The sequence below is a fragment of the Marinobacter alkaliphilus genome (assembly GCF_055394375.1).
In genome coordinates, this window is sequence record NZ_AP043751.1 from 2,063,620 (window position 1) to 2,085,890 (window position 22,271).

Annotated in this window: 19 protein-coding genes; 9 read left to right on the forward strand and 10 right to left on the reverse strand. The window is 57.7% G+C overall.

The features are described 5' to 3' along the window. Window positions 1–4: 4 nt before the first annotated feature. The 5 genes from ACZ5Q2_RS09465 to ACZ5Q2_RS09485 are packed head-to-tail and all read right to left on the reverse strand — an operon-like array spanning window position 5 to window position 5,093. A complete protein-coding gene (locus tag ACZ5Q2_RS09465) occupies window positions 5–478 on the reverse strand; it encodes a Na+/H+ antiporter subunit E (RefSeq protein ID WP_061333096.1) in 474 nt (157 codons plus the stop codon). Continuing rightward, window positions 475–1,989: a Na+/H+ antiporter subunit D gene (locus tag ACZ5Q2_RS09470; protein ID WP_061333097.1), complete on the reverse strand. Its 1,515-nt coding sequence runs from the start codon at window positions 1,987–1,989 to the stop codon at window positions 475–477. Before ACZ5Q2_RS09470 ends, ACZ5Q2_RS09465 begins: the two co-directional genes overlap by 4 nt. Then, entirely contained in the window at window positions 1,986–2,333 is a 348-nt protein-coding gene (locus ACZ5Q2_RS09475; RefSeq protein ID WP_058092148.1) for a Na+/H+ antiporter subunit C, read from the reverse strand. Before ACZ5Q2_RS09475 ends, ACZ5Q2_RS09470 begins: the two co-directional genes overlap by 4 nt. 34 nt (window positions 2,334–2,367) lie before the next feature. Further along, entirely contained in the window at window positions 2,368–2,793 is a 426-nt protein-coding gene (locus ACZ5Q2_RS09480; protein ID WP_061333098.1) for a Na+/H+ antiporter subunit B, read from the reverse strand. Then, window positions 2,790–5,093, reverse strand: coding sequence for a putative monovalent cation/H+ antiporter subunit A (locus tag ACZ5Q2_RS09485; protein WP_432210210.1), 2,304 nt, complete (start codon window positions 5,091–5,093; stop codon window positions 2,790–2,792). Before ACZ5Q2_RS09485 ends, ACZ5Q2_RS09480 begins: the two co-directional genes overlap by 4 nt. A gap of 269 nt (window positions 5,094–5,362) precedes the next feature. Between ACZ5Q2_RS09485 and ACZ5Q2_RS09490 the strand changes: the two genes are divergently transcribed. After that, window positions 5,363–7,417, forward strand: coding sequence for an NADPH-dependent 2,4-dienoyl-CoA reductase (locus tag ACZ5Q2_RS09490; protein WP_061333100.1), 2,055 nt, complete (start codon window positions 5,363–5,365; stop codon window positions 7,415–7,417). A gap of 68 nt (window positions 7,418–7,485) precedes the next feature. Here the strand turns inward: ACZ5Q2_RS09490 and ACZ5Q2_RS09495 are convergent, their stop codons facing one another. Both ACZ5Q2_RS09495 and ACZ5Q2_RS09500 read right to left on the reverse strand, forming a co-directional pair. Next, complete coding sequence (locus tag ACZ5Q2_RS09495; protein ID WP_167392899.1) at window positions 7,486–7,650, reverse strand: hypothetical protein; 165 nt, start codon at window positions 7,648–7,650, stop codon at window positions 7,486–7,488. A 141-nt stretch (window positions 7,651–7,791) separates the two neighbouring features. Then, window positions 7,792–8,784: a GlxA family transcriptional regulator gene (locus tag ACZ5Q2_RS09500; RefSeq protein WP_061333101.1), complete on the reverse strand. Its 993-nt coding sequence runs from the start codon at window positions 8,782–8,784 to the stop codon at window positions 7,792–7,794. A gap of 312 nt (window positions 8,785–9,096) precedes the next feature. Between ACZ5Q2_RS09500 and ACZ5Q2_RS09505 the strand changes: the two genes are divergently transcribed. Both ACZ5Q2_RS09505 and ACZ5Q2_RS09510 read left to right on the forward strand, forming a co-directional pair. Beyond that, a complete protein-coding gene (locus tag ACZ5Q2_RS09505; protein ID WP_061333907.1) occupies window positions 9,097–10,899 on the forward strand; it encodes an acyl-CoA dehydrogenase in 1,803 nt (600 codons plus the stop codon). Window positions 10,900–11,321: 422 nt separating this feature from the next. Beyond that, on the forward strand, window positions 11,322–12,101 hold the full coding sequence (locus tag ACZ5Q2_RS09510; protein WP_061333909.1) for a crotonase/enoyl-CoA hydratase family protein: 780 nt from the start codon (window positions 11,322–11,324) through the stop codon (window positions 12,099–12,101). 239 nt (window positions 12,102–12,340) lie between these two features. Here the strand turns inward: ACZ5Q2_RS09510 and ACZ5Q2_RS09515 are convergent, their stop codons facing one another. Beyond that, the gene (locus ACZ5Q2_RS09515) at window positions 12,341–13,591 is read right to left on the reverse strand and encodes an alkane 1-monooxygenase (protein WP_061333911.1); all 1,251 of its coding nucleotides are present in this window, start codon (window positions 13,589–13,591) and stop codon (window positions 12,341–12,343) included. Between the two features lie 231 nt (window positions 13,592–13,822). Between ACZ5Q2_RS09515 and ACZ5Q2_RS09520 the strand changes: the two genes are divergently transcribed. Next, window positions 13,823–14,074 carry a hypothetical protein gene (locus tag ACZ5Q2_RS09520; protein ID WP_061333919.1) on the forward strand — a complete coding sequence of 84 codons (252 nt, stop codon included), beginning with the start codon at window positions 13,823–13,825 and terminating at the stop codon, window positions 14,072–14,074. Between the two features lie 79 nt (window positions 14,075–14,153). Further along, entirely contained in the window at window positions 14,154–14,447 is a 294-nt protein-coding gene (locus ACZ5Q2_RS09525) for a hypothetical protein (protein ID WP_061333913.1), read from the forward strand. A gap of 75 nt (window positions 14,448–14,522) precedes the next feature. On the opposite strand, the gene ACZ5Q2_RS09530 is transcribed toward ACZ5Q2_RS09525, so the two are convergent. Next, entirely contained in the window at window positions 14,523–15,461 is a 939-nt protein-coding gene (locus ACZ5Q2_RS09530) for a 2OG-Fe(II) oxygenase family protein (protein ID WP_061333915.1), read from the reverse strand. Window positions 15,462–15,900: 439 nt separating this feature from the next. Here ACZ5Q2_RS09530 and ACZ5Q2_RS09535 point away from each other — a divergent pair, with 439 nt between their 5' ends. The 3 genes from ACZ5Q2_RS09535 (at window position 15,901) to ACZ5Q2_RS09545 (ending at window position 19,945) form a co-directional block, all read left to right on the forward strand. Then, window positions 15,901–17,676 carry a PhoX family protein gene (locus ACZ5Q2_RS09535; protein ID WP_432210209.1) on the forward strand — a complete coding sequence of 592 codons (1,776 nt, stop codon included), beginning with the start codon at window positions 15,901–15,903 and terminating at the stop codon, window positions 17,674–17,676. A gap of 217 nt (window positions 17,677–17,893) precedes the next feature. Then, window positions 17,894–19,534, forward strand: coding sequence for a methyl-accepting chemotaxis protein (locus tag ACZ5Q2_RS09540; protein WP_061331635.1), 1,641 nt, complete (start codon window positions 17,894–17,896; stop codon window positions 19,532–19,534). A gap of 42 nt (window positions 19,535–19,576) precedes the next feature. Then, a complete protein-coding gene (locus tag ACZ5Q2_RS09545; RefSeq protein ID WP_061331634.1) occupies window positions 19,577–19,945 on the forward strand; it encodes a DUF4870 family protein in 369 nt (122 codons plus the stop codon). An 8-nt stretch (window positions 19,946–19,953) separates the two neighbouring features. Here the strand turns inward: ACZ5Q2_RS09545 and ACZ5Q2_RS09550 are convergent, their stop codons facing one another. After that, entirely contained in the window at window positions 19,954–21,267 is a 1,314-nt protein-coding gene (locus tag ACZ5Q2_RS09550) for a hypothetical protein (RefSeq protein WP_061331633.1), read from the reverse strand. A 157-nt stretch (window positions 21,268–21,424) separates the two neighbouring features. Here ACZ5Q2_RS09550 and ACZ5Q2_RS09555 point away from each other — a divergent pair, with 157 nt between their 5' ends. Then, a complete protein-coding gene (locus tag ACZ5Q2_RS09555; protein WP_061331632.1) occupies window positions 21,425–22,264 on the forward strand; it encodes a 23S rRNA (adenine(2030)-N(6))-methyltransferase RlmJ in 840 nt (279 codons plus the stop codon). The last annotated feature ends 7 nt before the right edge of the window (window positions 22,265–22,271 follow it).

Below are 22,271 nucleotides of genomic sequence, written 5' to 3' on the forward strand. Positions count from 1 at the left end.
CTCCTCAGCGCATGATCTTGAGAATCCGGAACTCAAGTTCCTTGAGATCCTTGCGCAACTGCTCCTCGTCCTGCAGGAACATGGCGTGAATATAGAGCACTCGCCGATCATCGGAGACGTCCAGGCTCAGGGTGCCGGGGGTCAGCGAGATAAAACTGCTCAGGAACATGATTTCCGCGTCGGTGTGTGCTTCCATCTCAAAGGCAATAACGCCGGGCTTCATGTACCAGACGGGGGTGGCTACGTCGTACGCCACCCGGAAGTTGGCCTTGACCAGCTCCTTGATGAAAAACAGGGAAAAGGAAATCAGTCTCGGTAGTCGCCGGGAATAACCCTTCAGCGCGGGTACATGCTTCTGCAGCACCATTAACGCCAGGTAACCGAAGAACAGGCCCGCAAACAGATTCCAGGCGGTGAACGAACCGCTCAGGGCTACCCAGGCCAGTGCCAGGCAAACGTTCCAGAAAAATCCGATCATGGCTGATCACCTCCCAACACCGCTTCGATGTAGAGCTGCGGGTTCATCAGCTGCTCGGCAGACATCTCTGCCAGCTCATAGATTGGCTGGCCATACAGGCCGATAATCAGGGTGCAGATGGCCAGGCCAACCATTGGCAGATAGTAGGCCCAAGCGTGTTTTTCGTTCAGCTTGCCCTTGAGCTCTTCGGTATTCCTGACGTGGTCTGGTACCTTCTTCCAGAACACCTCCGCCCAGATCTTGATCATTGAGTAGAGCGTCAACAGGCCAACCAGCAGGGCCACAAAGGTGACCAGGTAGGCTTCTGCCTCCAGTGCGGCGCGAATCACCACAAACTTGGCAAAGAAACCTGACAGCGGTGGAATGCCCGCCAGAGAGAGGGCCGGGATCAGGAACAGCACCGCTAGCAGCGGGCGGTACTTGTAAACACCGCCCAGGTCTTTCAGTTCATAGCTGCCCAGCAGGCGATAGGTAAAGCCGCTGACCAGGAACAGGTTCGTCTTCACGATGATGTGGTGCATGATGTAGAACACACCGCCGATGATGGCCAGCGGGGTGAACAAGGCCAGGCCCAGCATCATGTAGCCAATCTGGCTGACGATGTGGAACGACAGGATGCGCCGGAATTCGAACTGCGCTGCCGCGCCCAGAACACCGGTCAGCATGGTCAGGGTGGCGGCCCAAAGTAGGATGTTGTGGGTGTACTCGACATCCTGGGTGAAAACGAGGGTGAACATCCGGAACAGGGCATACACCCCCACCTTGGTGAGCAGGCCGGCAAACAGCGCTGAAACCGCTACCTGGGGTGTGTGGTAAGACGCTGGCAGCCAGAAAAACAGCGGGAACGCCGCCGCTTTTACGCCAAACGACACCATGAACATCATGGCAACCACCGTTAGCATACTGGTGTCTTCCACCTGTCCAATTTTCTGCGCGATGTCCGCCATGTTCAAGGTACCCACCATGCCGTAGAGCAGGCCGACCGCAGACAGGAAAATCGCAGAGGAGAACAGGTTGAGGGTGACGTACTTGATGGCCCCTTCCATTTGCGCTCGCTCACCGCCAAGGGTCAGCAGGGCGAAGGAGGCCAGCAGCATGACCTCAAACCAGACAAACAAGTTAAAGATATCGCCGGTCAGGAAAGAGCCAGCCACGCCGGCCAGCAACAGGTGCATCAGCGGGTAGTAGCCGAATTTTTCATGGCCCCGGGGCGTGGACGCCAGCGAGTAGATGGCGATGGCCAGGCCGATAATCCCGGTCAGTACGATCATGATGGCGGCTAGAACATCGGCCACAAACACAATACTGAACGGTGCCGGCCAACTGCCCATTTCCATGGTCACAAAGCCCTGGTCGGTGGTGGACATCAGTAGCCAGATGCCACTCCACAGCAACAGGATATTGGCCAGCACACCCAGAATGCGCTGATAGCGAATCGACCGCCACAGTGCCAGCGACAGGGCGCCAGCCGTCAGGGGAATAAATACAGGAAGAATGATTTCCGGGCTCAAGTGTCCGTATCCTTCATCTGGTCCAGGTCATCGGTTCCAACCACTTCGTAAGCTCGGCGGATAAGAACCACGGCGAAGGCCAACACACCAAAGGCAATCACGATTGCAGTCAGGATCAGGGCCTGGGGCAACGGATCTGCAATCATGCCTGCCGGGGCGCTGGCGCCTTCCGCAATCAGCGGCGGCGCGCCACGGGTCATGCCGGACACAACAAAGATCAGCAGGTTGGCGGCATTACTGAGTATCATCAAACCGATAACCAGTTTGACGATGGACCGCCTGAGCATCATGTAAAAGGCCGCAGTGAACATGATGCCCACTACGTACGCCATCAGGCTCTCCATAGAGATCCTCCGGAATTCTGCTCTGGGAAAAAGATCATTCTTCGGACTCCATCAGGCCAACCACAAAGGTCATGATGGTGCCAAGAACGGCAAGATAGACGCCAATGTCAAAAATCAGCGGTGTGGACAGCTTCAGGTAGGCTTCACCGGGCAGCGGTAAGTCCCACCAGTGGGCTGTCAGCATGGGTTGGCCTGAGAAAAATGCTGGTAGTGTGGATGCCAGCCCCATCAGCAGGCCGGCGGCCAGCAGGTCTCTCGGGCCAACCCGAAGAAGCCGACGGGTGGCTTCTGCGCCAAAGGCAAAGGCATAGAGCACAAACGCACCAGAGGCAACCAGCCCACCAATGAACCCGCCACCGGGCTCATCGTGACCACGGAAAAGCAGGAAAATCGAGAACATCAGTTGCAGCGGCATGATTAGCAAGGCCGCGGTATGCAGAATCATGGTGTTGGATTTCATGGCTTGTGCTGATCCTCCGCTTTCAGTTTCATCATGGAGAACACGCCCAGGGCAGCCAGTGCCAGCACGAAGATCTCACCCAAGGTGTCCAGTGCCCGGAAGTCCACCAGAATTACGTTCACAATGTTCCGGCCATAGGCCAGGGGGGCACTGTTCTCAACGTAATAGGAGGAGATGGATTCGAAGTACTGAATGTCCAGCACCGCCAGAATCATCAGGGTGATAACAACGCCACCGAAGATTGCCACCGCCAGATCCCGATAACGCTGGAAAGGTGTAGACAGGTTGACGAACTCCGGAAGCTTGAACAGAACCAGAACCAGCAGGATCACTGTCAGGGTTTCCACCAGTAGCTGGGTGATGCCCAGGTCCGGTGCGCTGAACAGGATGAACGTGAGTGCTACGCCAAAGCCCAGAACCCCCATGGACGCCACGGAGCCCAGGCGGGAATGGGTGCCGCTGGCAAACGCCGCAGACGCGACCAGCAAGAGCGCAATGCCCCATTCATAAAAGTGGCTGTCGGCCAGGTTAAGTGTGAAATGCACGCCATATTGGTCCAGCATGGTGTAGCCCGCCAGACCAAAGGTAACGGCAACCATAACCAGCATGTAGATGCCCAGTACACCGTTCTGCAGCATCCGGGTCTGCCAACTTGCCACTACGGTAATCCATTCCATGAACTTGAAGTAGCCCGCCTCCGGGCCGACACGACCGCCTGCGTAGTTAATGGCGTATAGTGTTGGCTGAATGCGCGGCCAGGCCTTGAACAGCAACAGGCCAACGACCAGGCTGGCTGCGGAGAGCATCAGCGGTGCGTTAATGCCATGCCAGAGGGCCAGGTAGAAATCCACCGGGCTGCCATATACCGAGGCAACCGCAGCGGTCAGCAGGGCATTCTCCGGGATGAAGGGCAGCAGGCCGAAAACCAGTGCGATAATGGTCAGCACCGCCGGGCCGATGAGCATGCCAAACGGTGCCTCGTGAGGCGTTTTCGGCGTATCTCCCTTGGCGCCAAAGAAGGGTTTGATAGCAACCAGACCCGCTACGCCAACGATCAGCATGGCAGAGGCAACCGTCACGAAGAGCAGCACACCACTCCAGACCGGCGCGTCAATCAGCGCTTCGAGCATCAACTCTTTGGCAATAAAGCCGAACAGTGGAGGCAGGCCTGCGAGGGACAGGGCTGCGAAGGCGGCAATAGTCGCTGTCGCGGGCATGGATTTGCGCAAGCCACCCATCAGCGTGATGTCTTTGGTGCCGGTTTCATGATCCAGGGCACCGGCGAGCATGAACAGCGCGCCTTTATATAGGGAGTGGGCCACCAGGAAACAGATAAAGGCGGTCATGGCCAGTTCTGTGCCAACACCGATCAGCATGGTCAGGGTGCCAAGCGCCATCACGGTTGAGTAGGCCAGAATCTTCTTGATGCCGGTACTGCCAAACGCGAGCCAGGCACCGGTAAACATGGTGGCAGCGCCGAAGCCCATCAGCATCAGGCTCCACAGCTCACCTTCACCCAGTGAGGGGTTCAGCCGGGCCATCAAATAAACGCCGGCCTTGACCATGGTGGCGGAGTGCAGGAAAGCGGAGACCGGAGTCGGCGCCGCCATGGCGTTTGGCAGCCAGAAATGGAAGGGCACCTGCGCCGACTTGGTAAAGGTGCCCGCGAGTATGCAAAGCACGGCACCCGTGTAGAAAACATGCTGATGCAGTGGCTCACTGGATGCCAGGATTTCCGCGAGGGAGTAGCTGCCAGTCATTATGGCCAGCATGATCAGCCCGGCCATCAGCGCCAGGCCGCCGGCCACTGTCACAAACAGACCCTGCAATGCACACTTTCGGGCATCCAGATCTTCGTGGTTGAAGCCAATCAGCATGTAAGAGGTGATGCTGGTCAGCTCCCAGAACACAAACAACGTAATCAGGTTGTCCGAGAGCACAAGCCCGAGCATCGATGCCATGAACGACAGCATGATCACATAGAAGCGGGCCAGATACTTGTGGCCGGCAAGGTAAGAACCGGCATAGATCAGAATAAACGTACCGATACCGCTGATCAGTAAGGCAAACGTCAGCGAGAGGCCATCAACAAGAAAGTTCAGGGAGATATCGAGGCCTGGCAGCCACTGATACTCCAGCAGCACCGGCCCATCCTGAACCTGAGAAAGAAAGGTGCTGAAGTAAACCGCAAGGCTTGCCGGCAAAAGTGCCAGCACCCACCCAATGTATTTGCCCGCAACCCGGTGTAGGAAAGGGGCGGCAATTGCCAGCAAAAAGCCGGATAACACAGCTAACAGCATGTGCGTCAAAGCTCCATTTGGGCACCGCGGCGATATGCCGACACCGGGGTGCAGGATATTCATTGATAGGGAATATCTATGGTTTAGCCCTTTATAGGTGCCAGAAAGACTATCTGACAGATTGATCAAAGGCAAGGTAAACCGTGCTCCGCAACCGGTGCCGTCTGACGGTAAATAAAGCAGAAGGTTCCCGCCGTGTAATACCTTGGTCGTAGAGGGTGTGCTAATCTCAGTCAGCGTTCATTCATCACACTCTGGCGACCTGTATCATGACTGCGAATTACCCTAACTTGCTGAAACCGCTCGACCTTGGCTTCACCGAGCTGAAGAATCGTGTGCTTATGGGTTCCATGCACACCGGGTTGGAAGACCGTTTCTGGAATATTCACAAGTTTGCCCGGTATTTTGCTGAACGCGCCGAGGGTGGCGTTGGCCTTATGGTAACGGGAGGCTTTTCGCCCAACCTGGTTGGCCAGCTGGCGCCGTTGGCATCAACGATGAATAACCGGGCAACGGCGCTGTTGCATCGCCATGTGACCGGTGCAGTGCACGAGGCGGGCGGGAAGATCTGCCTCCAGTTACTGCACGCTGGCCGGTATGGTTACCAGCCGCTGATTGTGTCCGCCTCGGCAACCAAGGCGCCGATCAGCCCGTTCAAGGCTCGGGCCCTGTCGACCAAGGGCGTTGAGCGGCAGATCAACGATTTCGTCAACGCCGCCAAGCTGGCCAAATTCGCCGGCTATGACGGCGTTGAAGTGATGGGCTCCGAAGGCTACTTCATCAACCAGTTCCTGTGCGAACGTACCAACAAGCGAACTGACAAGTGGGGCGGGCCCTACGAGAATCGCATGCGCCTGCCGGTGGAGATCGTGCGCCGCATGCGTGAGGCCGTAGGGCCGGAGTTCATCATCATCTACCGGTTGTCCATGCTGGACCTGGTGGAGGGCGGCCAGACCTGGGACCAGATCGTGACGCTGGGCAAAGCCATTGAACAAGCCGGTGCCACCATCATCAATACCGGGATTGGCTGGCACGAGGCCCGGGTTCCCACCATTGTCACTTCGGTGCCCCGCGGTGGCTTTGCCGATGTTACGGCCAAGTTCTACGGCGAGGTGGACATTCCGGTGTGCACCACCAACCGCATCAACACGCCGGAGAAAGGCGAAGAGATCCTTGCCGCCGGCAAGGCCGACATGGTGTCCATGGCTCGCCCGTTACTGGCCGACAGCGAGTTTGTCCGCAAGGCAGAGCAGGGGCGTAGCGATGAAATCAACACCTGTATCGCCTGCAACCAGGCCTGCCTGGACCATGTGTTCCAGGCCAAGCGCGCTTCATGCCTTGTTAATCCCCGGGCCTGTTACGAAACTGAACTGGTGCTTACCGTTGCCCCGGTGGTGAGGCGGGTGGCCGTGGTCGGTGCCGGGCCGGCGGGCCTGGCAGCGGCAACCACCGCCGCCAAACGCGGCCACAAGGTGACCCTGTTCGAAGCCGACAACAAAATTGGTGGCCAGTTTAATTACGCCAAGCGCATACCCGGCAAGGAAGAGTTTTACGAGACCCTGCGCTACTTCCAGCGCCAGATAGAGTTGCTGGAGATTGACCTTAAGCTTGAAACCCGTGTGGAGGCTTCAGACCTTGTTGAGCAGGGCTTTGACGATGTCATCGTTGCCACCGGCGTAAAACCCCGGACACCAAAGATTGACGGCATCGACCATCCGAAGGTGCTGGGTTATCTCGACGTGCTTCGCCATAACAAACCGGTGGGCAAGACCGTTGCAGTGATCGGAGCTGGCGGCATCGGCTTTGATGTCAGCGAGTTCCTGACTCACGACTTTGGCAAACAGCCCGAGGGCGAGCAGGTGAGTGTGGCCGACTGGCAGGCCGAGTGGGGTGTGAACCCTGCGTTTGAGGGCCCCGGCGGCCTGGCGGAGCGGGAGGCAACCGCGTCTCCCCGCAAGATTTACCTGATGCAACGCAAAACAGGAAAAGTAGGCGCCGGCCTGGGTAAAACCTCAGGTTGGGTGCACCGCAGCAGCCTGAAGCACCGGGACGTGGAGATGCTCAGAGGATGCCGTTACGACCGCATTGATGACCAGGGGCTGCACATCACCCTGACAGACAAGGATGGCAAATCCGGAGAGAGCAAAGTGTTGCCGGTGGATAACGTGATCATCTGCGCGGGCCAGGAGTCCTATCGGGAGCTGTTTGATCAGCTTACGCAGGGGGGAGTCAAAGCGCACCTGATCGGCGGGGCTGATCTGGCGGAAGAACTGGATGCCAAGCGCGCCATCCGGCAGGGTACCGAAGTGGCTGCCTCTCTTTAGTCAGGCTGACAGGAAACGTCAGCAGGTGACCATAAATGGCATTCGGTAGTCGTCTGGAGTAAAGAGGGCTACCGAATGGATTTCAGGGCGTTGGAGATGGCCTCTGCCTCGGCTTGCAGTACCTGGCAGCGAAGGCTGTTACCCTGCTGCAGGGCGTGCTCTACCTGCTTGCGCTTCATGTCGTAGAGACGGCTGAGAATATCGGCCTGGCTTTGCTTCAGTGACGTGTTCATGTGAACGACCTCCCCGCAGGGGTTGGCTATGTCAGAATTATTTACGTAAAACGGCAAAAAACCGCCTACTCACTTATTCTGATGCATAACCCGGGCCAGCCGAATACTACCAAAGACGCAATCCAACCCGGAATGCTCCGACTAACGGCTGAATTTTGCCCGATAGGCCCCCGGAGCAAGCCCTGTATGCTTGCGAAATAGCCGGCTGAACGAACTGACATCCTCATACCCCACGGCCCGGGTAATCGCCTCCAGCCCGAGACGTGAAGACTCCAACTGTCGACGAGCCTCCTCCACCCTGAGCAGTTGCAGATAGGTCGAGGGAGCATCCCCCGTCGCCTGCTGAAAGCGCCGTAACAGCGACCGCTCCGACATTCCCTCGGCATCGGCCAGAGCCGCCAAAGACACCGGCTCCCGAAAATGCGCCTCCAGCCAATCCTGTACCCGAAGCACTGCCAAATCAGAATGATACCGCTTGGCCTGCAACACACTGTAAGGCGCCTGGCTGGTACGCCCGGCATCAATCACAAACGCCTTCGCCAACTCCCGAGCCACCTGCGCTCCCGCCAGACGTTCCACCAGATACACCCCCAAATCCCACCAGGCCATACCGCCCCCGGCACAGGCGACAGGCCCGTCCACCGTCACCAGCTTCTCCGGGTGCAACTTCACCTCCGGAAACCGCCGCCGGAACTGATCCCCGAACCCCCAATGGGTCGTCGCCTCCCGTCCATCCAGCAAGCCTGCGGCCGCCAACAAAAACGCCCCGGTACAATTACTCGCCACCCGAACCTGACCTTCCGGCACCGCCCGAAACTGCGTTAGCCATTTAACCAGTGCCTGATTGCCGGCCAGAATTTCATCAATTGGTGCACCGATGGTCGGAATGATCAGCAAATCATCAAGTCCAAGCCCATCCATCTCCTGCCACGACCCATCTGCAAGCAACGTCACACCATTAATACACCGACAGGGCTCCCCGCTCTCCGTCAGCAGCCGGGTGTTAAAAAGCGCGTGGGGTTGCTCTCCGTGAATCCGCGCCCAGGTGACCCCGGCAAGGCGGAACAAGTCGATGATCCCGGTGATGGCGCTTGCAAGCGCCCCGTTGAAGCCGATGATAGTGACGGTTTTCAATGGGACATTCCCTATTCGGTGAGTAGTGGAGTCGTACAGACGGGCATGACGGCAGCCTCCCAGTCAGGCCACTGGCATGGGTACCCCCTTCCGGGAGTGTGCGCAGCAGGGAAGCTGCGCTCAAGCCCCCACGGACGGGTTCACGGCGTCTCCCGGAAGGGGGTACCCATGCCAGAGGCCGTCTCGCCACCTCCTGTCGGGCGTCAATCACCAGCAAAGGTTGGCGGTTTTAACCAAGAATAAGTCAGAAATGACAATTCCAACAACCGCAGAGACTGTGAGACGCTAGAGGCAATAAACAGGAGACCTAGAATGACCGACACCCTGATCGACCGCCGAGATCTAGAATTCCAGCTCTACGAAGTGATGAACACCGAAGCCCTCACCGAACGTGAGCGTTTCAGCGAACACAGCAAAGACACCTTCGACGCCGTCATCGAAACCGCCGACAAAATGGCGAAAGAAAAATTCGCCAACCACAACAGCGCTGCTGACAAAGACGAGCCCAGATTCGTCAACGGCCAGGTCGAGATGCTGCCAGACGTCAAACAGGCCTTCGACGCCTACGCCGAAGCCGGCTTCCTCGCCGGCCGCTACGACTACGACCTTGGCGGCATGCAACTGCCGGAATCCGTCATGGCCGCCTGCAACGGCTTCTTCACCGCTGCCAACCCAGGCACCGCCGGCTACCCATTCCTGACCACCGCCGCCGCCAACCTTATCCGCGTATTTGGCAACGACGAGCAGAAGGAAAAATTCCTGCCCAACATGCTCAGTGGCCGCTACAGCGGCACCATGGCCCTGACCGAGCCCCACGCCGGCTCCAGCCTGGCGGACATCCGCACCTCCGCCACGCCCACCGACGACGGCCACTACCTGATCAAAGGCGCCAAGATCTACATCTCCGGCGGTGAACAGAGCATCACCGAAAACATCGTTCACATGGTGCTGGCGAAAATCAAAGGCGCCCCGGCCGGTGTGAAAGGCATCTCCCTGTTTATCGTCCCGAAATTCCACGTCGACGAAAACGGCAACCCGGGCGAACGCAACGGTGTCAGCCTCGCCGGCCTGATTCACAAGCTGGGTTATCGCGGCACCACCAGCACCGCCCTCAGCTTCGGCGACGACGCCCCTTGCCACGGTTATCTGGTGGGCGAACCCCATCAGGGCCTGAAATACATGTTCCAGATGATGAACGAAGCCCGCATTGGCGTTGGCTTTGGCGCTGCCGTGATCGGCTACCGGGGTTACATGCACAGCCTGGAATACGCCAAAGACCGCCTGCAGGGCCGCAAAGCCAGCGAAAAGAACCCCGAAAGCCCGCAAGTGCCCATCATCGACCACGCCGACGTGCGCCGCATGCTGCTGGCCCAGAAGGCATACAGCGAAGGCGGCCTGGCCTTGTGTCTGTATGGTGCCCGGCTGATGGACGACCAGCACACCCACCCGGATGAGCAGAAACGAATGGAAGCGGGCAAGCTGCTGGACCTGCTCACCCCGGTGATCAAAGCCTGGCCTTCTGAGTACGGCCCGAAGGCCAACGACCTGGCGATCCAGGTATACGGCGGCGCTGGCTACACCCGTGAATACCCGGTGGAACAATGCTGGCGCGACAACCGCCTGAACCCGATCCACGAAGGCACCAACGGCATCCAGGCCCTGGACCTGCTGGGCCGCAAGATCTGGCAAGACCAGAGTCACGGCCTGCAACTGCTGATGCAGGAAATGCAGACCGACCTGCAAGCGGCCACCACCGATCGTTGCCAGCAGTGGGCTTTGTCTTTGAGTGAGACGTTGCAGCAGGCGGTTAAAGTCACCCAGAGTCTGGGCAAATCCCTGATGGGTGGTGAGGTAGACAAAACCCTGGCCAACGCCAGCTGCTACCTGCACCTGTTCGGTCACATCATCGTCGCCTGGATGTGGTTGCGGCAGGCTAATGCGGCAGCCAATGCGCTGGCCTCTGCCAACAGCGACAGTGAGCGCAATTTCTACCAGGGCAAGCTTCAGGCCGCCCAGTACTTCTTCCACTGGGAATTGCCCACTGTGGCCCAGGACCTGGTGTTGCTGCGTAATCAGGATGATACGTGTCTGAATATGAAGGCTGATTGGTTCTGAGTTTGGTGCTTTGGTTCTTTTGGTAGCCTGCTTGTTTGGGTGCAGGCACGATCGGTTGGGTGTCCTTTCAGGGACACGCTACGAGCACGTCCATGTGCGCTCGACTGTGGCCATCCATGGCCACAGACGGTCCCTGAAAGGACACCCAGCCGCTCGCGCCCAAGCAGTGGAGTAATTCGCAGGTCCAAAACGCTTTGTTTGGCAAAAATCTGAGTTCTATTTCTAAGTCTGCTGTTTGGTAATACCGCAGAAGTATGACGCGCGGGCGACGGGGAGGGTTTTTCAGGACCGTTGAGGGCCATGGACGGCCCGAAACGAGCCTACAGGGACGTACTCGTGGGCGTGTCCTGAAAAGCCCTCCCCGTTGACCGCGCAGCCACCAAAACACCCAGGCTAGGTACCCAAAGTCGAGGAAAACGCCAATGTCACTCGTAAACATAGAAAAACAAGGCCACATCCTGAAAATAGGCCTGAACCGCCCGGAAAAAATGAACGCCATGAACCGGGCCATGTACCACGAAATTGCAGCCGCCTATCACCAGCTCCAGCACGACCCGGAACTGCGGGTAGCCGTGATGTATGCCGAAGGTGACCACTTCACCAGCGGCCTGCAACTGGATGACTGGGCCGGCGTGTTCGCCAACGGCAAAGGCATCGAACCCGGTGAAGGCGAACTCGACCCGTTCCACATCACCGGAGAAGGGCTCACCAAACCCGTCGTCTTCGCCGCCCAAGGCATCTGCTTCACCTGCGGCGTCGAAATGATGCTCAACACCGACATCCGCGTAGCCGCCAAAGGCACTCGCTTCGCCCAGCTGGAAGTCAAACGCGGCATCTTCGCCTGCGGCGGCGCCACCATCCGCCTGCAGCGTGAAATCGGCTGGGGCAACGCCCAGCGCTACCTGCTCACCGGCGACGAATGGACCGCGGAACAAGCTTACCAGTGGGGCCTGATCCAGGAACTGGTCGAACCCGGTGAACAGTTCGATAAAGCCATGGAAATCGCCGAAAAGATCGCCAAGGCCGCACCTTTGGGCGTTCAGGGCAGCCTGAAATCGTCCAAGATTGCCGTGTCCGAAGGCCAGGAAGTGGCCAAGGAGCGCTTGTTCCCGGAGCTGCGCCCGGTCATGGCCAGTGAAGATGTCAAAGAAGGAATCCAGTCATTCCTGGAAAGAAGGGAAGCGGTGTTCAAAGGCAAGTAGCGGAATTGTCAGGTTATTCCAGATCACGTCCGTAGTGAACCGTCGGATCAGCGACTATCCCACGGAAGCGCAAGCGGCGGGTTGGGGCCACCCTTCCGGGAGTGTGCGCAGCAGGGATGCTGCGCTCAAGCCCCCATGGATGGGTTCACGGCGTCTCCCGGAAGGGTGGCCCCAACCCGCAGCCGGCACCATAACCCAAAGGCTAGGGCCGGTAATCAAGCCATTAAATCAGTCAGACCTCAGGCAGCCTCAGACTCAGAAGCAGAGTCAGCCCGCCGAGCCGCAGCCTCCGCCGCCACCTTCGCAGCGTAATCCGCATACTTGGCCATCAGCTCCTCCTTACGATCAGGGTCCCAGTTGATCTTCGACAGATCCCCCTCGTAGTGGTCAATTACCCGCTTATCCATGGTCTCGTACCACCACTGGGGCAGGTAAGCCGGCAACAACATTGATGCATAGCCACCCGGCAACTGCGGCGCCTTCTCAAAATGCCTCAGCGCCTGATAACTCCGGGTCGGGTGCGCGTGATGGTCTGAATGCCGTTGCAACTGATACAGGAACAGGTTGGTCACCACATGGTTACTGTTCCAGCTATGCTCCGGCTGAGTCCGCTGGTACTTGCCGTTTTCGTCTTTCTGGCGCAGCAGGCCATAGTGTTCAATGTAATTCACACTCTCCAACAGGCTCGCGCCGTACACCGCCTGCGCCGCCAGGAAGGGCACCGCCCTCGGGCCACAGATCAGCGTAGTCGCACCAAAGAACCCGGCGCTCATGGCCCAGCCCTGCAGCAACTCATTGTCCAGGCTCCAGAAGCTCTTGCCCTTCCGCTCAAGCCGCGCCTTCTCGATCTTGACGGCTGACTTCATGCCGCCAAACACCGTGCGCGGCAGGAACTTCCAGAAACTCTCGCCCATCCGGCTGCTGGCCGGGTCTTCCGGGGTGGCTACTCGCTTGTGGTGCCCGAAATTGTGCTCAACCACGAAATGGGTGTAGCCGGTGGGCGCCAGTGCCGCCATGGCCATCAGTTTATTCAGCTTGTTGGACTTGTGGCCCAGTTCGTGGGCGGTATTGATGCCTACACCGTTAATGGCACCCACGGTCAGGGTCAGGCCGATCTTGTCTTCAAGGGGCGTTTTCTTGCGACTGGCCAGCCAGGCGCCCATGAAGGTCATGGCGTACTGGGTGGGAATAAACGCCTTCACAATGCGGTCGTAGTACTTGTCCTGCTCCAGGGACTTCACTGCTGATTCGGGCGGGTTGCTCTTGTCCTCGCCGATGGCACGATCCAGTGCGGGAATGATGCCATGCACAAGGGCTGGACCAGTCCAGGCCAGGGCCTTGAGTTTTTTCGGGGCCAAGGCATAGCCAGTTAACGCCGCCAGGCCAATGCCGGGAAGCGCGGGCCCGAGCAGCCACATGTATCGTTTCGGGTCCTTCCAGGTGGTTTCGACTGGTTGGGAATCCGGGGCACCTTTCACTTTGGCGTTCATGTCTGACTCTCCGTGGGTGTTCTTGGGTTATTGTTTTATCAATCTATGTCGGACAATCTGGCAATTCAACAGTCGTTTGTGGTCGATGGAGACCTTGGCCCCGAATGACAATGCTTGAGGGGTCAACACCGGGCGGAGCCTCGGATGGCTCAGGTGGTCTTTCATTGGAAGTGGCAAGACTTGCGCTTCTGGTCCAGACTTTCTCAAAACAAGAACAACAGGGAAGAAACTATGAGCGTCTCAAATCCTTCTCCTGCGATCATCTCCTGGAGCGTTCAGGAAAGGCTTCGCGAATACGTGCGGTCACGGCAACTGGCCGAGATCGTGTACCGGGACCCGGCAGGGCAGATATGCGTGGTGCATGAAGTTATCCGCGACCTCCTGAGCCGCGCCGGTCATGACTTTCTGGTATTGGGGAAAGGTAAAGTGGTCGGCGTGGAGCATGTCATCATGGTGGACGGCCAGCGGTTAACCAAAGAGTAATCGGCAGGTAATTGCTATCTAAAGGGCATCGGCCCTACTCTGTTGGTGTCGTAAACATGTATCAACAGAGGGATATGTTATGAACAAGCTCACACTGAGCGCACTGGCTTTGGTTGCAACTTTTGGTCTGGCAGCCTGCAGTTCTGAAAGCGACGAAGGTGCGGATTTTGAGCGAGCGGGCGAGAACGCCGGCGAGATGATGGATGATGCCACCGACGCTGCCGAGGAATCCTGGGAAAACGCCACGGGTCAGGATGAAAGTGCCTGGGGCGAGATGAAGGAAGGCGCCGAAGAAGCCGGTGAAGAAATGGGCGAAGCAGCCGATGAAGCCGGTGATGCCATGGAAGAGGGTTATGACGAGATGGTGCAGTAATCTCGAAGTTGCTGGGTCGGCAAGGCGCACTTATGTGCCTTGCCGCTTTACTGGATGTTGATTTGCGTGAACGTATTACCAGAGGAAAGTGATCAGTGCATACCTCACGCCCGATGTAACAGGCTTTACTCCATGTAGTAAGCTCCCGGAAAAGACAAGCGCACTGCCTGCCCCAGGACGGTAAAGATCCGTTGAGTACTCTGGGAAATACAGCTCGCCACCTTCAAAGTCAGTGTTCAGGTTAATTGACAAAGCCAAGCGCCGATGCCTCACCTCCTCCGCGACGTTATCCCGATGCAAACCGAAACAGCCGTTGTCGGTCGATTTGTAGGCCACAACTTTGTAGCCCTCAAACCGAGTGGGCTTGAAGTGGAATGATCGTGTAATCGCTGGTATCAATCCTCGTGCTATTTCGGCAGTAAGCTGCTGTATCAGGCCCTGATCGATCAGCGGATGATCCCAGCGAGACTTGACACGGGGATCGACTTTTAGCTTCTGCTCGCTGCCGATACCTCGATTCATTCTGCTCTCGAAGTTATCCGATTGATGCATTTCAATCAGTGCCAGGGATAGGTCTGGCTCGATGATCGAGTCTGCGAATAGAACCGGTGCCGCTCCCGTGACGATGCGCCCCACCTCTCTTAATGGCGCAACCTGCATTGCCACCTCTTCCAGTAACTCAGGCGAGGGGGTATCGAAGATCTTTTCTATCCTCAATCTTGAAGTCAGTAACACAGCTTTCGTCGCCGTGGAGGCGTTTGCATCCAGCTTTTCACAAAGGCGTTCAGGTAAATTAATGACTGGGCCACCACTTGGACCTAAGCGGGACTTGCCGAACACTAAGATTGTGAGGTTGGCATTTTCCATCCTCTCCAGTGCTTCAAACCTCTGTGGAGAGGCACTGATGATGAGCAGGGCAGGCTTCCCGCAATATTGTTCGTAGAAAAGCCTGTTTGCTCCACCCACCGCCGGCAATACAAAATCTGGAAATGGCTCACCAGCGCGTAACTTCATTGAAACTCCCTGAGTCGCGATTCTGTTATCTACTCGCCTATTGTCCTGTTTATACGTGACAAAAGCTTTGCAGCCGCTGTCATAAATATGACCAGTACTTGCAATCACATCGTCAACCAAACGCAATGATTAATAGCGACCATCAGGTTTCCGAAACATAACTCGAAAAGAGAGAGAAACCATGGATAAGCGTAATCTCAACCCCGTTCATCAAGACCCAGGTTACGAGCCTGAGTGTAATAACTCCGGCAATCGCACCTTCGGCTCTATTCTTGAGGCCCGTCTCGCCCGTCGTGGCGTTTTGAAAGGCGGTCTTGCAGCTGCCGTTGCAGGCGTTTTTGGCGGGGCAGCTCTGACTGGATGCGGAGGTTCAAGCTCCTCTGGCGGTACGGGCGGTTCGACAACGGCGCCTGACCTTGTAGGCTTTAAGGCTGTTCCCGTGAGTGAGGCAGACTCCATTGTCGTGCCTGAAGGATATTCTGCTCGTGTGATTGGCGCCTGGGGCGACCCGATCTTGTCTAACGAGGGCGTTTTCCCTGAGTTTTCACTGGATAATTCCGGTGCCGATCAGGCGGCCCAGATCGGCTCCCACCACGACGGCATGCATTACTTCCCGATTGAGGGGAGCTCGGAAGATGGTTTGCTTGTCCTGAACCACGAATACATCGAACCCCGCTTCATGCATCAAGCTGCTCAGGGTCAGAACTTCGGCAGCGGTTCTTTCCCGATGATTGATGAGTCAACCCGGGATACCGATCAGGTGCTTCGTGAAATGAATGCGCACGGTGTATCCGTGTACCGGGTGCAGCGTGATGCCAGCGGTGTGTGGGCGCCTGTGCAAGGAGATTCGTTCAATCGTCGGATCACCGCCCTGACCGCGATGGAAATTTCCGGGCCCGTCCGGGGTTCTGATTTTGTCAAAACCCAGTTCAGCCCGGCCGGTACCGAAACCCGTGGAACCCTGAACAACTGTGCCCATGGCGTAACACCCTGGAACACTTACATGATGTCTGAGGAGAATTGGGCGGGTTACTTCCTCAATACCGCTGAACAGCCGGATTCCCAGAGTCGCTACGGTGTTCGTTCCTCAGGTTCGTCCCGCTATGCGTGGGAACTGGCTCAGAGCGGCGAAGAGCAGTACACCCGATTTAACGCCACTCCATCCGGCGCGTCCGCAACGGATGACTTCCGTAATGAACCCCATTGCTTTGGCTGGATGGTGGAGTTCGATCCGTTCGATTCGGCCTCCAAACCGGTCAAACGCACGGCGTTGGGTCGATTTGCCCACGAAGGGGTCGTCTTTGCTCCTGCAATCGAGGGTCAGCCGGTTGTCTGTTACTCCGGTGATGACGCGCGCTTTGAGTACATCTACAAGTTCGTTAGCGCCCAGCCCTATCATGCCGCTACGGCCGGTGGACACCTTTTGGATTCTGGTACCTTATACGTCGCCAAGTTTAACGACGACGGCACCGGCGAGTGGATTCCCCTGGTCTTTGGCTTGGGTGAGTTGACTGCTGAGAACGGCTTCAGCAGCCAGGCGGATGTGTTGGTACGCACACGCTCTGCTGCCGATGCGGTCGGTGCTACAAAAATGGACCGTCCTGAGTGGGGGGCAGTAGATCCAAACACCCGCGAGGTGTACTTCACACTGACCAACAACTCCCGCCGGGAAGAGAGTGATGAAGCTAACCCGCGTGCTGCCAATCCCTGGGGACATATCATTCGCTGGCAGGAAGGAAATGACTCTGGAACTGCCATGGTATTCAACTGGGATATCTTCCTGCTGGCTGGTCCTGAGGACGATTCGGAGTTTCAGAATGCCGGTCTGGATGATGATCAGAAATTTGTTAACCCCGATGGCCTTTGGTTCGACGCAGATTCCCGTCTGTGGATCCAGACCGACATCAGTGAAAGCGTCCAGAACAGTGGCGATTTTGCCCAGTTCGGTAATAACCAGATGCTGGCTGCAGACCCGGTCAATGGCGTTTTGCGCCGATTCCTGACAGGCCCTATTGGCCAGGAAATCACCGGCGTTGTCACCACCCCGGACCAGCGCACAATGTTTATCAACGTGCAGCACCCTGGCGCAACAACAAGCCGTGATGATTTTGAGAACGGCAACCTGATCAGTCACTGGCCAGACGGCGGAAACAGTATTCCGCGTTCTGCCACGGTGGTGATCACAAAGGATGACGGTGGCAAGATCGGCAGCTAACGCTCCGTCACGTTCCGCCCTGAAAACCGTACCCTTTGGGGTGCGGTTTTTTTTGTTACAGATTCCCGGAAATCTGCCGATAAATTGATCAGGGAGTCAATAGTGGCATCCAGAATCCACTAAAGTAGCAGTTATTAACCTGAATCATTTCTTTACTCTCAACGCTGGCCTTAAATAACAAAATGTTTGCGTACGCAATGATAAAGAAGAGGGCACCATGGGCTTACTCGATCGCGCTGCAATTATTTGGGGGGTGGGCATTGCTGTTGCGCTCGGCATTGCCTGTCTGTGGGTGGCACCGTTGTTAGGGCTGGATGCGGCCTCGATGTTGATTGGCCTGGTGCTTGGTCTGGTGGTGGCCGCCGGTTATCTGATTGTGCGGGTACTGGAGCCGATCGAGAAAGGCATTGCCGGCCTGAACGATGGCTCGCTTGCGGAAGGCCACCCCCTGAGAGCCCAATGCCAGCAGTTGCTGGAGGACGCCCGTGCCGGCAAGGCGCTGGTGGAAACCCTGTCTGACAGTGCCGACAAGAACGCCATTTCCGCCGCCGAAGTGTCCTACGCGGCGGATCAGGTGAAAAAACGCCTCGACCGGCAGGTGGAAGAAACCGCCCAGATGGCCGATTACGCCGGCAAGATAACCGAGTCTGTTCGTGAGTCGTCCGAACAGGCCACCAACGCCGCCACCATGGCGTTGCAGAACCGGGAAGTCAGCGTTGAGGGGCGCCAGGCGCTGGTTTCCGCTATTGAAAGTGTCCGGATTGTGCATCAGCAGTCGGGCGAGAATCTCAGCCTGATTCAGGCCCTGAACGAAAAGTCCACCAAGATCCAGGGCGTTACCTCTACCATCCAGGGCATTGCTGAGCAGACCAACCTGCTGGCCCTGAACGCCGCTATAGAAGCAGCGCGGGCCGGTGATCAGGGCCGGGGCTTTGCCGTGGTGGCGGATGAGGTTCGACAGCTGGCGGGGCGCACTGCACAAGCGACCAGCGAAGTGGCGGAAACCCTGGAAGAAATCCAGGGCGATACTTCCCTGATCGTTGCCCGAATTGAGGACCTGGCCCGCTCCGTGGAGCAGGGGCTGACATCCGTTGAAAGTGTTGGCGCGCAGCTGGATCTGATTCGCGACCAATCCGACCGGGTGCAGCAGCAGGTTGCCCGTATTGCAGAGATTGACCAGGCCAATGAGCAGAGTCTGGAACAGGTGTTCTCTGTCATTGAATCGGTGCGAGATCATATTGCTGAAAGTGACAGTAGTGTGGCTTCTCTGGCGGGCCAGGCGGCCACCCTGATGGAACTGGCGGAAAACGCCAATGCCGCGTTCGCGTTGAACAGTAGTCAAAGTTACCACCGATCGTTCTTTGATCAGGCGCGTGCGGGAGCCGCCCAGATCGGTGAGCTTTTTGAGCAGGCCATTCAGCAGGGCAAACTGAGCGAATCGGCCCTATTCGAGAAGAAGCGAGAGCCGATCCCGAACACCAACCCCCAGCAATACAGCAGCGCCTTCGACCGTTTCACTGACCAGGTGCTGCCAGCGGTGCAGGAGAGCATCAAGAATTCCCACGATGCCATCGTCTTCTCCATTGCCTGCGCCCCGGATGGCTACGTGCCAACCCACAATCGGGATTTTGCCCACCCGCCCACCGGTAACCCCGAAGTGGATCTGGTGAAAAGCCGGAGCAAGCGACTGTTCAATGATCGCACCGGTATTCGTTGCGGCAGTCACACTCAGGACATGCTGTTGCAAACCTACCGGCGCGATACCGGTGAGATCATGCATGACCTGTCGGTGCCCATCTATGTCAACGGCAAGCACTGGGGTGGTTTCCGGATAGGTTACCGGCCTTCCGGGCACTGAGGTTCGCTGCTATGCTGCGGGTTTGGTTGAAAGGAGTTGCCCGTGGCTGAGCCTGAGTTTATTCCCGCTGAATCGGATCAGAACAAACCGCAGGGTACGGATGCGGCCCGCAACCTGGCGATCATTGTCTATATTCTGCAGGGACTGGCATTCTTTCTTGGCGGGATCACTGCGCTGGTCGGGGTGATCATCAACTACGTCAAGATGGATGAGGTGCGTGGCACCTGGATTGAGCCCCATTTTCGCTGGCAGATCCGCACCTTCTGGATTGGCCTGCTGTGGCTGGTGATCGGCACCATTACTCTGATGGTTATTATTGGCTGGTTTATCCTTCTGGGGATGGCCATCTGGGTGATCTATCGCATTGTTAAAGGCGCCCTGGCGCTGAACGACGGCAAGGCACCCGAGTAACGGGACGCTCAGTCTTCGGTGACCTCTTTCAGGCGCAGGGCGCTGACCATTCCGGTAAAGCCCATCAGCCCCAGCACGATAATCACCGCGATGTCTGAAATCAGCGACAGCGCGGCGGTAAGCCCCCCGGTTACCAGCAGCAGAACCCCGATCACCGTATTGCTGACGGCGGTATAATCTGTGCGTTTGTTGCCTCCGGCCATATCCACCAGGTAGGTTTTACGCCCCAGGCGCACACCGGCATGGGCGATGCTCAGAACAAAGAATGCGGCGGGGTAGAACCAGGCACCACCGACACCCGGCCCGAAGATCAAGGCACTGAAGCCCACCAACAGGCAGACGGCGCTGGCCATGGCTGCGCCCCGTATGATGACCCGCCGGCTTGAGGTATCCGCCGCCCAGCCCCAGAAACTGGCACTGACCGAGCTGGCCAGGCTACTGGCCAACAGAAACACCCCAAGCATCCAGCCGACATCCGATTGCTTCTGCGCCAGCACCACAAAATAGGGCGACGCCAGGGCAGAGCAAAGCAGCAGCGCCCGAGTAACCACAAAGTGCCGGAACGGCGCGTCGTCTTTCAACAGCGACAGGCTCTGGATGGCTTCGGTCATGGCGTTACTGCCACCGCCGGTTTCACCGGGGAATTCTTCGACACTGGCGAACAGAACACCGGCGATGATCCACAGCGCGGCTGCGAGCAGCAGAAGCAGGCTGTAGAACCCGAGGGTTGGATCGCCACGATCCCAGAACAGCAGAGCGGTCATGGCGACCGTCAGGGAGCCGCCAATGGTGGTGGCAAGGCCAGACAACCGGCCCCGACGGGTTTTCGGGATGCACTTGCCCTGAACGTCTTTCATGGCCACCGAGCAAAAGCCCCGGGCCAGGGAAAACACCACTAACCCTGCAATGATGCCCAGGCCGGCAGCATAACCTTCCAGAAACCAGACGCTGGCGGCCATACCAACCACGCTGACTGACTGCCCGAAGCTACCCAGTGTCCAGAACCACTTCCGCACCGCCTTGCGCCGAACCCAGGCGGCAATCACCATTTGAGGCACCATGGAACCGGATTCCCGTATCGGCACCAGCCAGGCCACCAGGGCAGGGGCGCCGACGGCGCTCATCATCCACGCCAGAACGGTTTTCGGGCTGATCAGAAGGTCGCCGAGCTTGGTCAAAACATTGGCCGCAAGAATCAGAAAGAAATTCCTGGGTACCTCCCGGCAAGCTTCTTCGGGAATGTCTTTGCAGACCCTGGCGTCTTCTTCGTTAGCGATGAGGGCATACAGCTGGTCAACGGGGGCGTTACTCTGGCCAGGCAAGGTTGTTCTCCTTATTTCACAAGAGCGCAAGCATAGCAGGTTGCCGGGTGCCTGATCACCGGCTTGGAGGGTGCAAGTGCCACGCTGCGGGCTTCCAGCAGGGTTGCCTGGGCCCGGCAGGTGATGCTTAATGGGCGCCTGAGATCAGGAGCCCGATATGCTGAGTTACCTTCACGCCTTTCACGCTGGCAACTTTGCCGATGTGCAAAAACACGCTGCCCTCACGCTGGCGCTGGCCATGATGCAGGCGAAAAAGACCCCGATTGCCTGTTTTGATACCCACGCCGGCAGTGCGATGTACGATCTGGCCAGCGACCGGGCCAGGAAAACGGCGGAGGCCGACAGCGGTATCCAGCGATTGTGGGCCATGCGCCAGAGGCTGGCGTCAACGGACTGGCGCCCGATGCTGGAGGTGTTGGCACGTCATAATGGTGCTGGTGAAACCCTGGCCCATTATCCCGGTTCTCCCGCCTGGTTTGCGGAATTTGCCCGCCCTGGTGATTCCGTGACGGCCTTTGAACTGCACCCGTCCGAGGGGCGAGCCCTGGAAATCTGGGCCCGTGATGCCGGTATCCGGGTGCTGCAGCAGGATGGACTGGCAGGGCTGGTCCGACAGTTGCCTCCGCCCCAGCCAAGACTGCTGACCCTGATAGATCCCTCCTATGAGATCAAAGACGATTACCAGCAGGTTTCTGATACTTTGCACAAGGCATGGAAAAAATGCCGTCACGGGGTCTATCTTATCTGGTATCCCATCCTGACCAGCGGATTGGAGCAGCGCCTGATCAGCGAGCTGGAAAAAGGCGACGTGCGCAAGATCCTGCGCCATGAGGTGCGGCTGGATCAACCGCCGGAGCGCGGCATGGTCGGTTCAGGTTTGTTGGTGGTGAATCCGCCCTGGGGCTTTGAACAACGCTTCGTGGCTATGATGGATGATGTGCAGGGCGACGCAGGGCTTGGCTTATCTCAGTCCCTGAGCTGGCTGGTTCCGGAATAATCTGGCG

What these genes read in the sequence shown, in the direction of transcription:
- ACZ5Q2_RS09465 (WP_061333096.1), bottom strand. Translation starts at nt 478, where the DNA reads ATGATCGGATTTTTCTGGAACGTTTGCCTGGCACTGGCCTGGGTAGCC.
- ACZ5Q2_RS09475 (WP_058092148.1), bottom strand. Translation starts at nt 2,333, where the DNA reads ATGGAGAGCCTGATGGCGTACGTAGTGGGCATCATGTTCACTGCGGCC.
- ACZ5Q2_RS09480 (WP_061333098.1), bottom strand. Translation starts at nt 2,793, where the DNA reads ATGAAATCCAACACCATGATTCTGCATACCGCGGCCTTGCTAATCATG.
- ACZ5Q2_RS09485 (WP_432210210.1), bottom strand. Translation starts at nt 5,093, where the DNA reads ATGCTGTTAGCTGTGTTATCCGGCTTTTTGCTGGCAATTGCCGCCCCT.
- ACZ5Q2_RS09490 (WP_061333100.1), top strand. Translation starts at nt 5,363, where the DNA reads ATGACTGCGAATTACCCTAACTTGCTGAAACCGCTCGACCTTGGCTTC.
- ACZ5Q2_RS09495 (WP_167392899.1), bottom strand. Translation starts at nt 7,650, where the DNA reads ATGAACACGTCACTGAAGCAAAGCCAGGCCGATATTCTCAGCCGTCTC.
- ACZ5Q2_RS09505 (WP_061333907.1), top strand. Translation starts at nt 9,097, where the DNA reads ATGACCGACACCCTGATCGACCGCCGAGATCTAGAATTCCAGCTCTAC.
- ACZ5Q2_RS09510 (WP_061333909.1), top strand. Translation starts at nt 11,322, where the DNA reads ATGTCACTCGTAAACATAGAAAAACAAGGCCACATCCTGAAAATAGGC.
- ACZ5Q2_RS09515 (WP_061333911.1), bottom strand. Translation starts at nt 13,591, where the DNA reads ATGAACGCCAAAGTGAAAGGTGCCCCGGATTCCCAACCAGTCGAAACC.
- ACZ5Q2_RS09520 (WP_061333919.1), top strand. Translation starts at nt 13,823, where the DNA reads ATGAGCGTCTCAAATCCTTCTCCTGCGATCATCTCCTGGAGCGTTCAG.
- ACZ5Q2_RS09525 (WP_061333913.1), top strand. Translation starts at nt 14,154, where the DNA reads ATGAACAAGCTCACACTGAGCGCACTGGCTTTGGTTGCAACTTTTGGT.
- ACZ5Q2_RS09530 (WP_061333915.1), bottom strand. Translation starts at nt 15,461, where the DNA reads ATGAAGTTACGCGCTGGTGAGCCATTTCCAGATTTTGTATTGCCGGCG.
- ACZ5Q2_RS09540 (WP_061331635.1), top strand. Translation starts at nt 17,894, where the DNA reads ATGGGCTTACTCGATCGCGCTGCAATTATTTGGGGGGTGGGCATTGCT.
- ACZ5Q2_RS09555 (WP_061331632.1), top strand. Translation starts at nt 21,425, where the DNA reads ATGCTGAGTTACCTTCACGCCTTTCACGCTGGCAACTTTGCCGATGTG.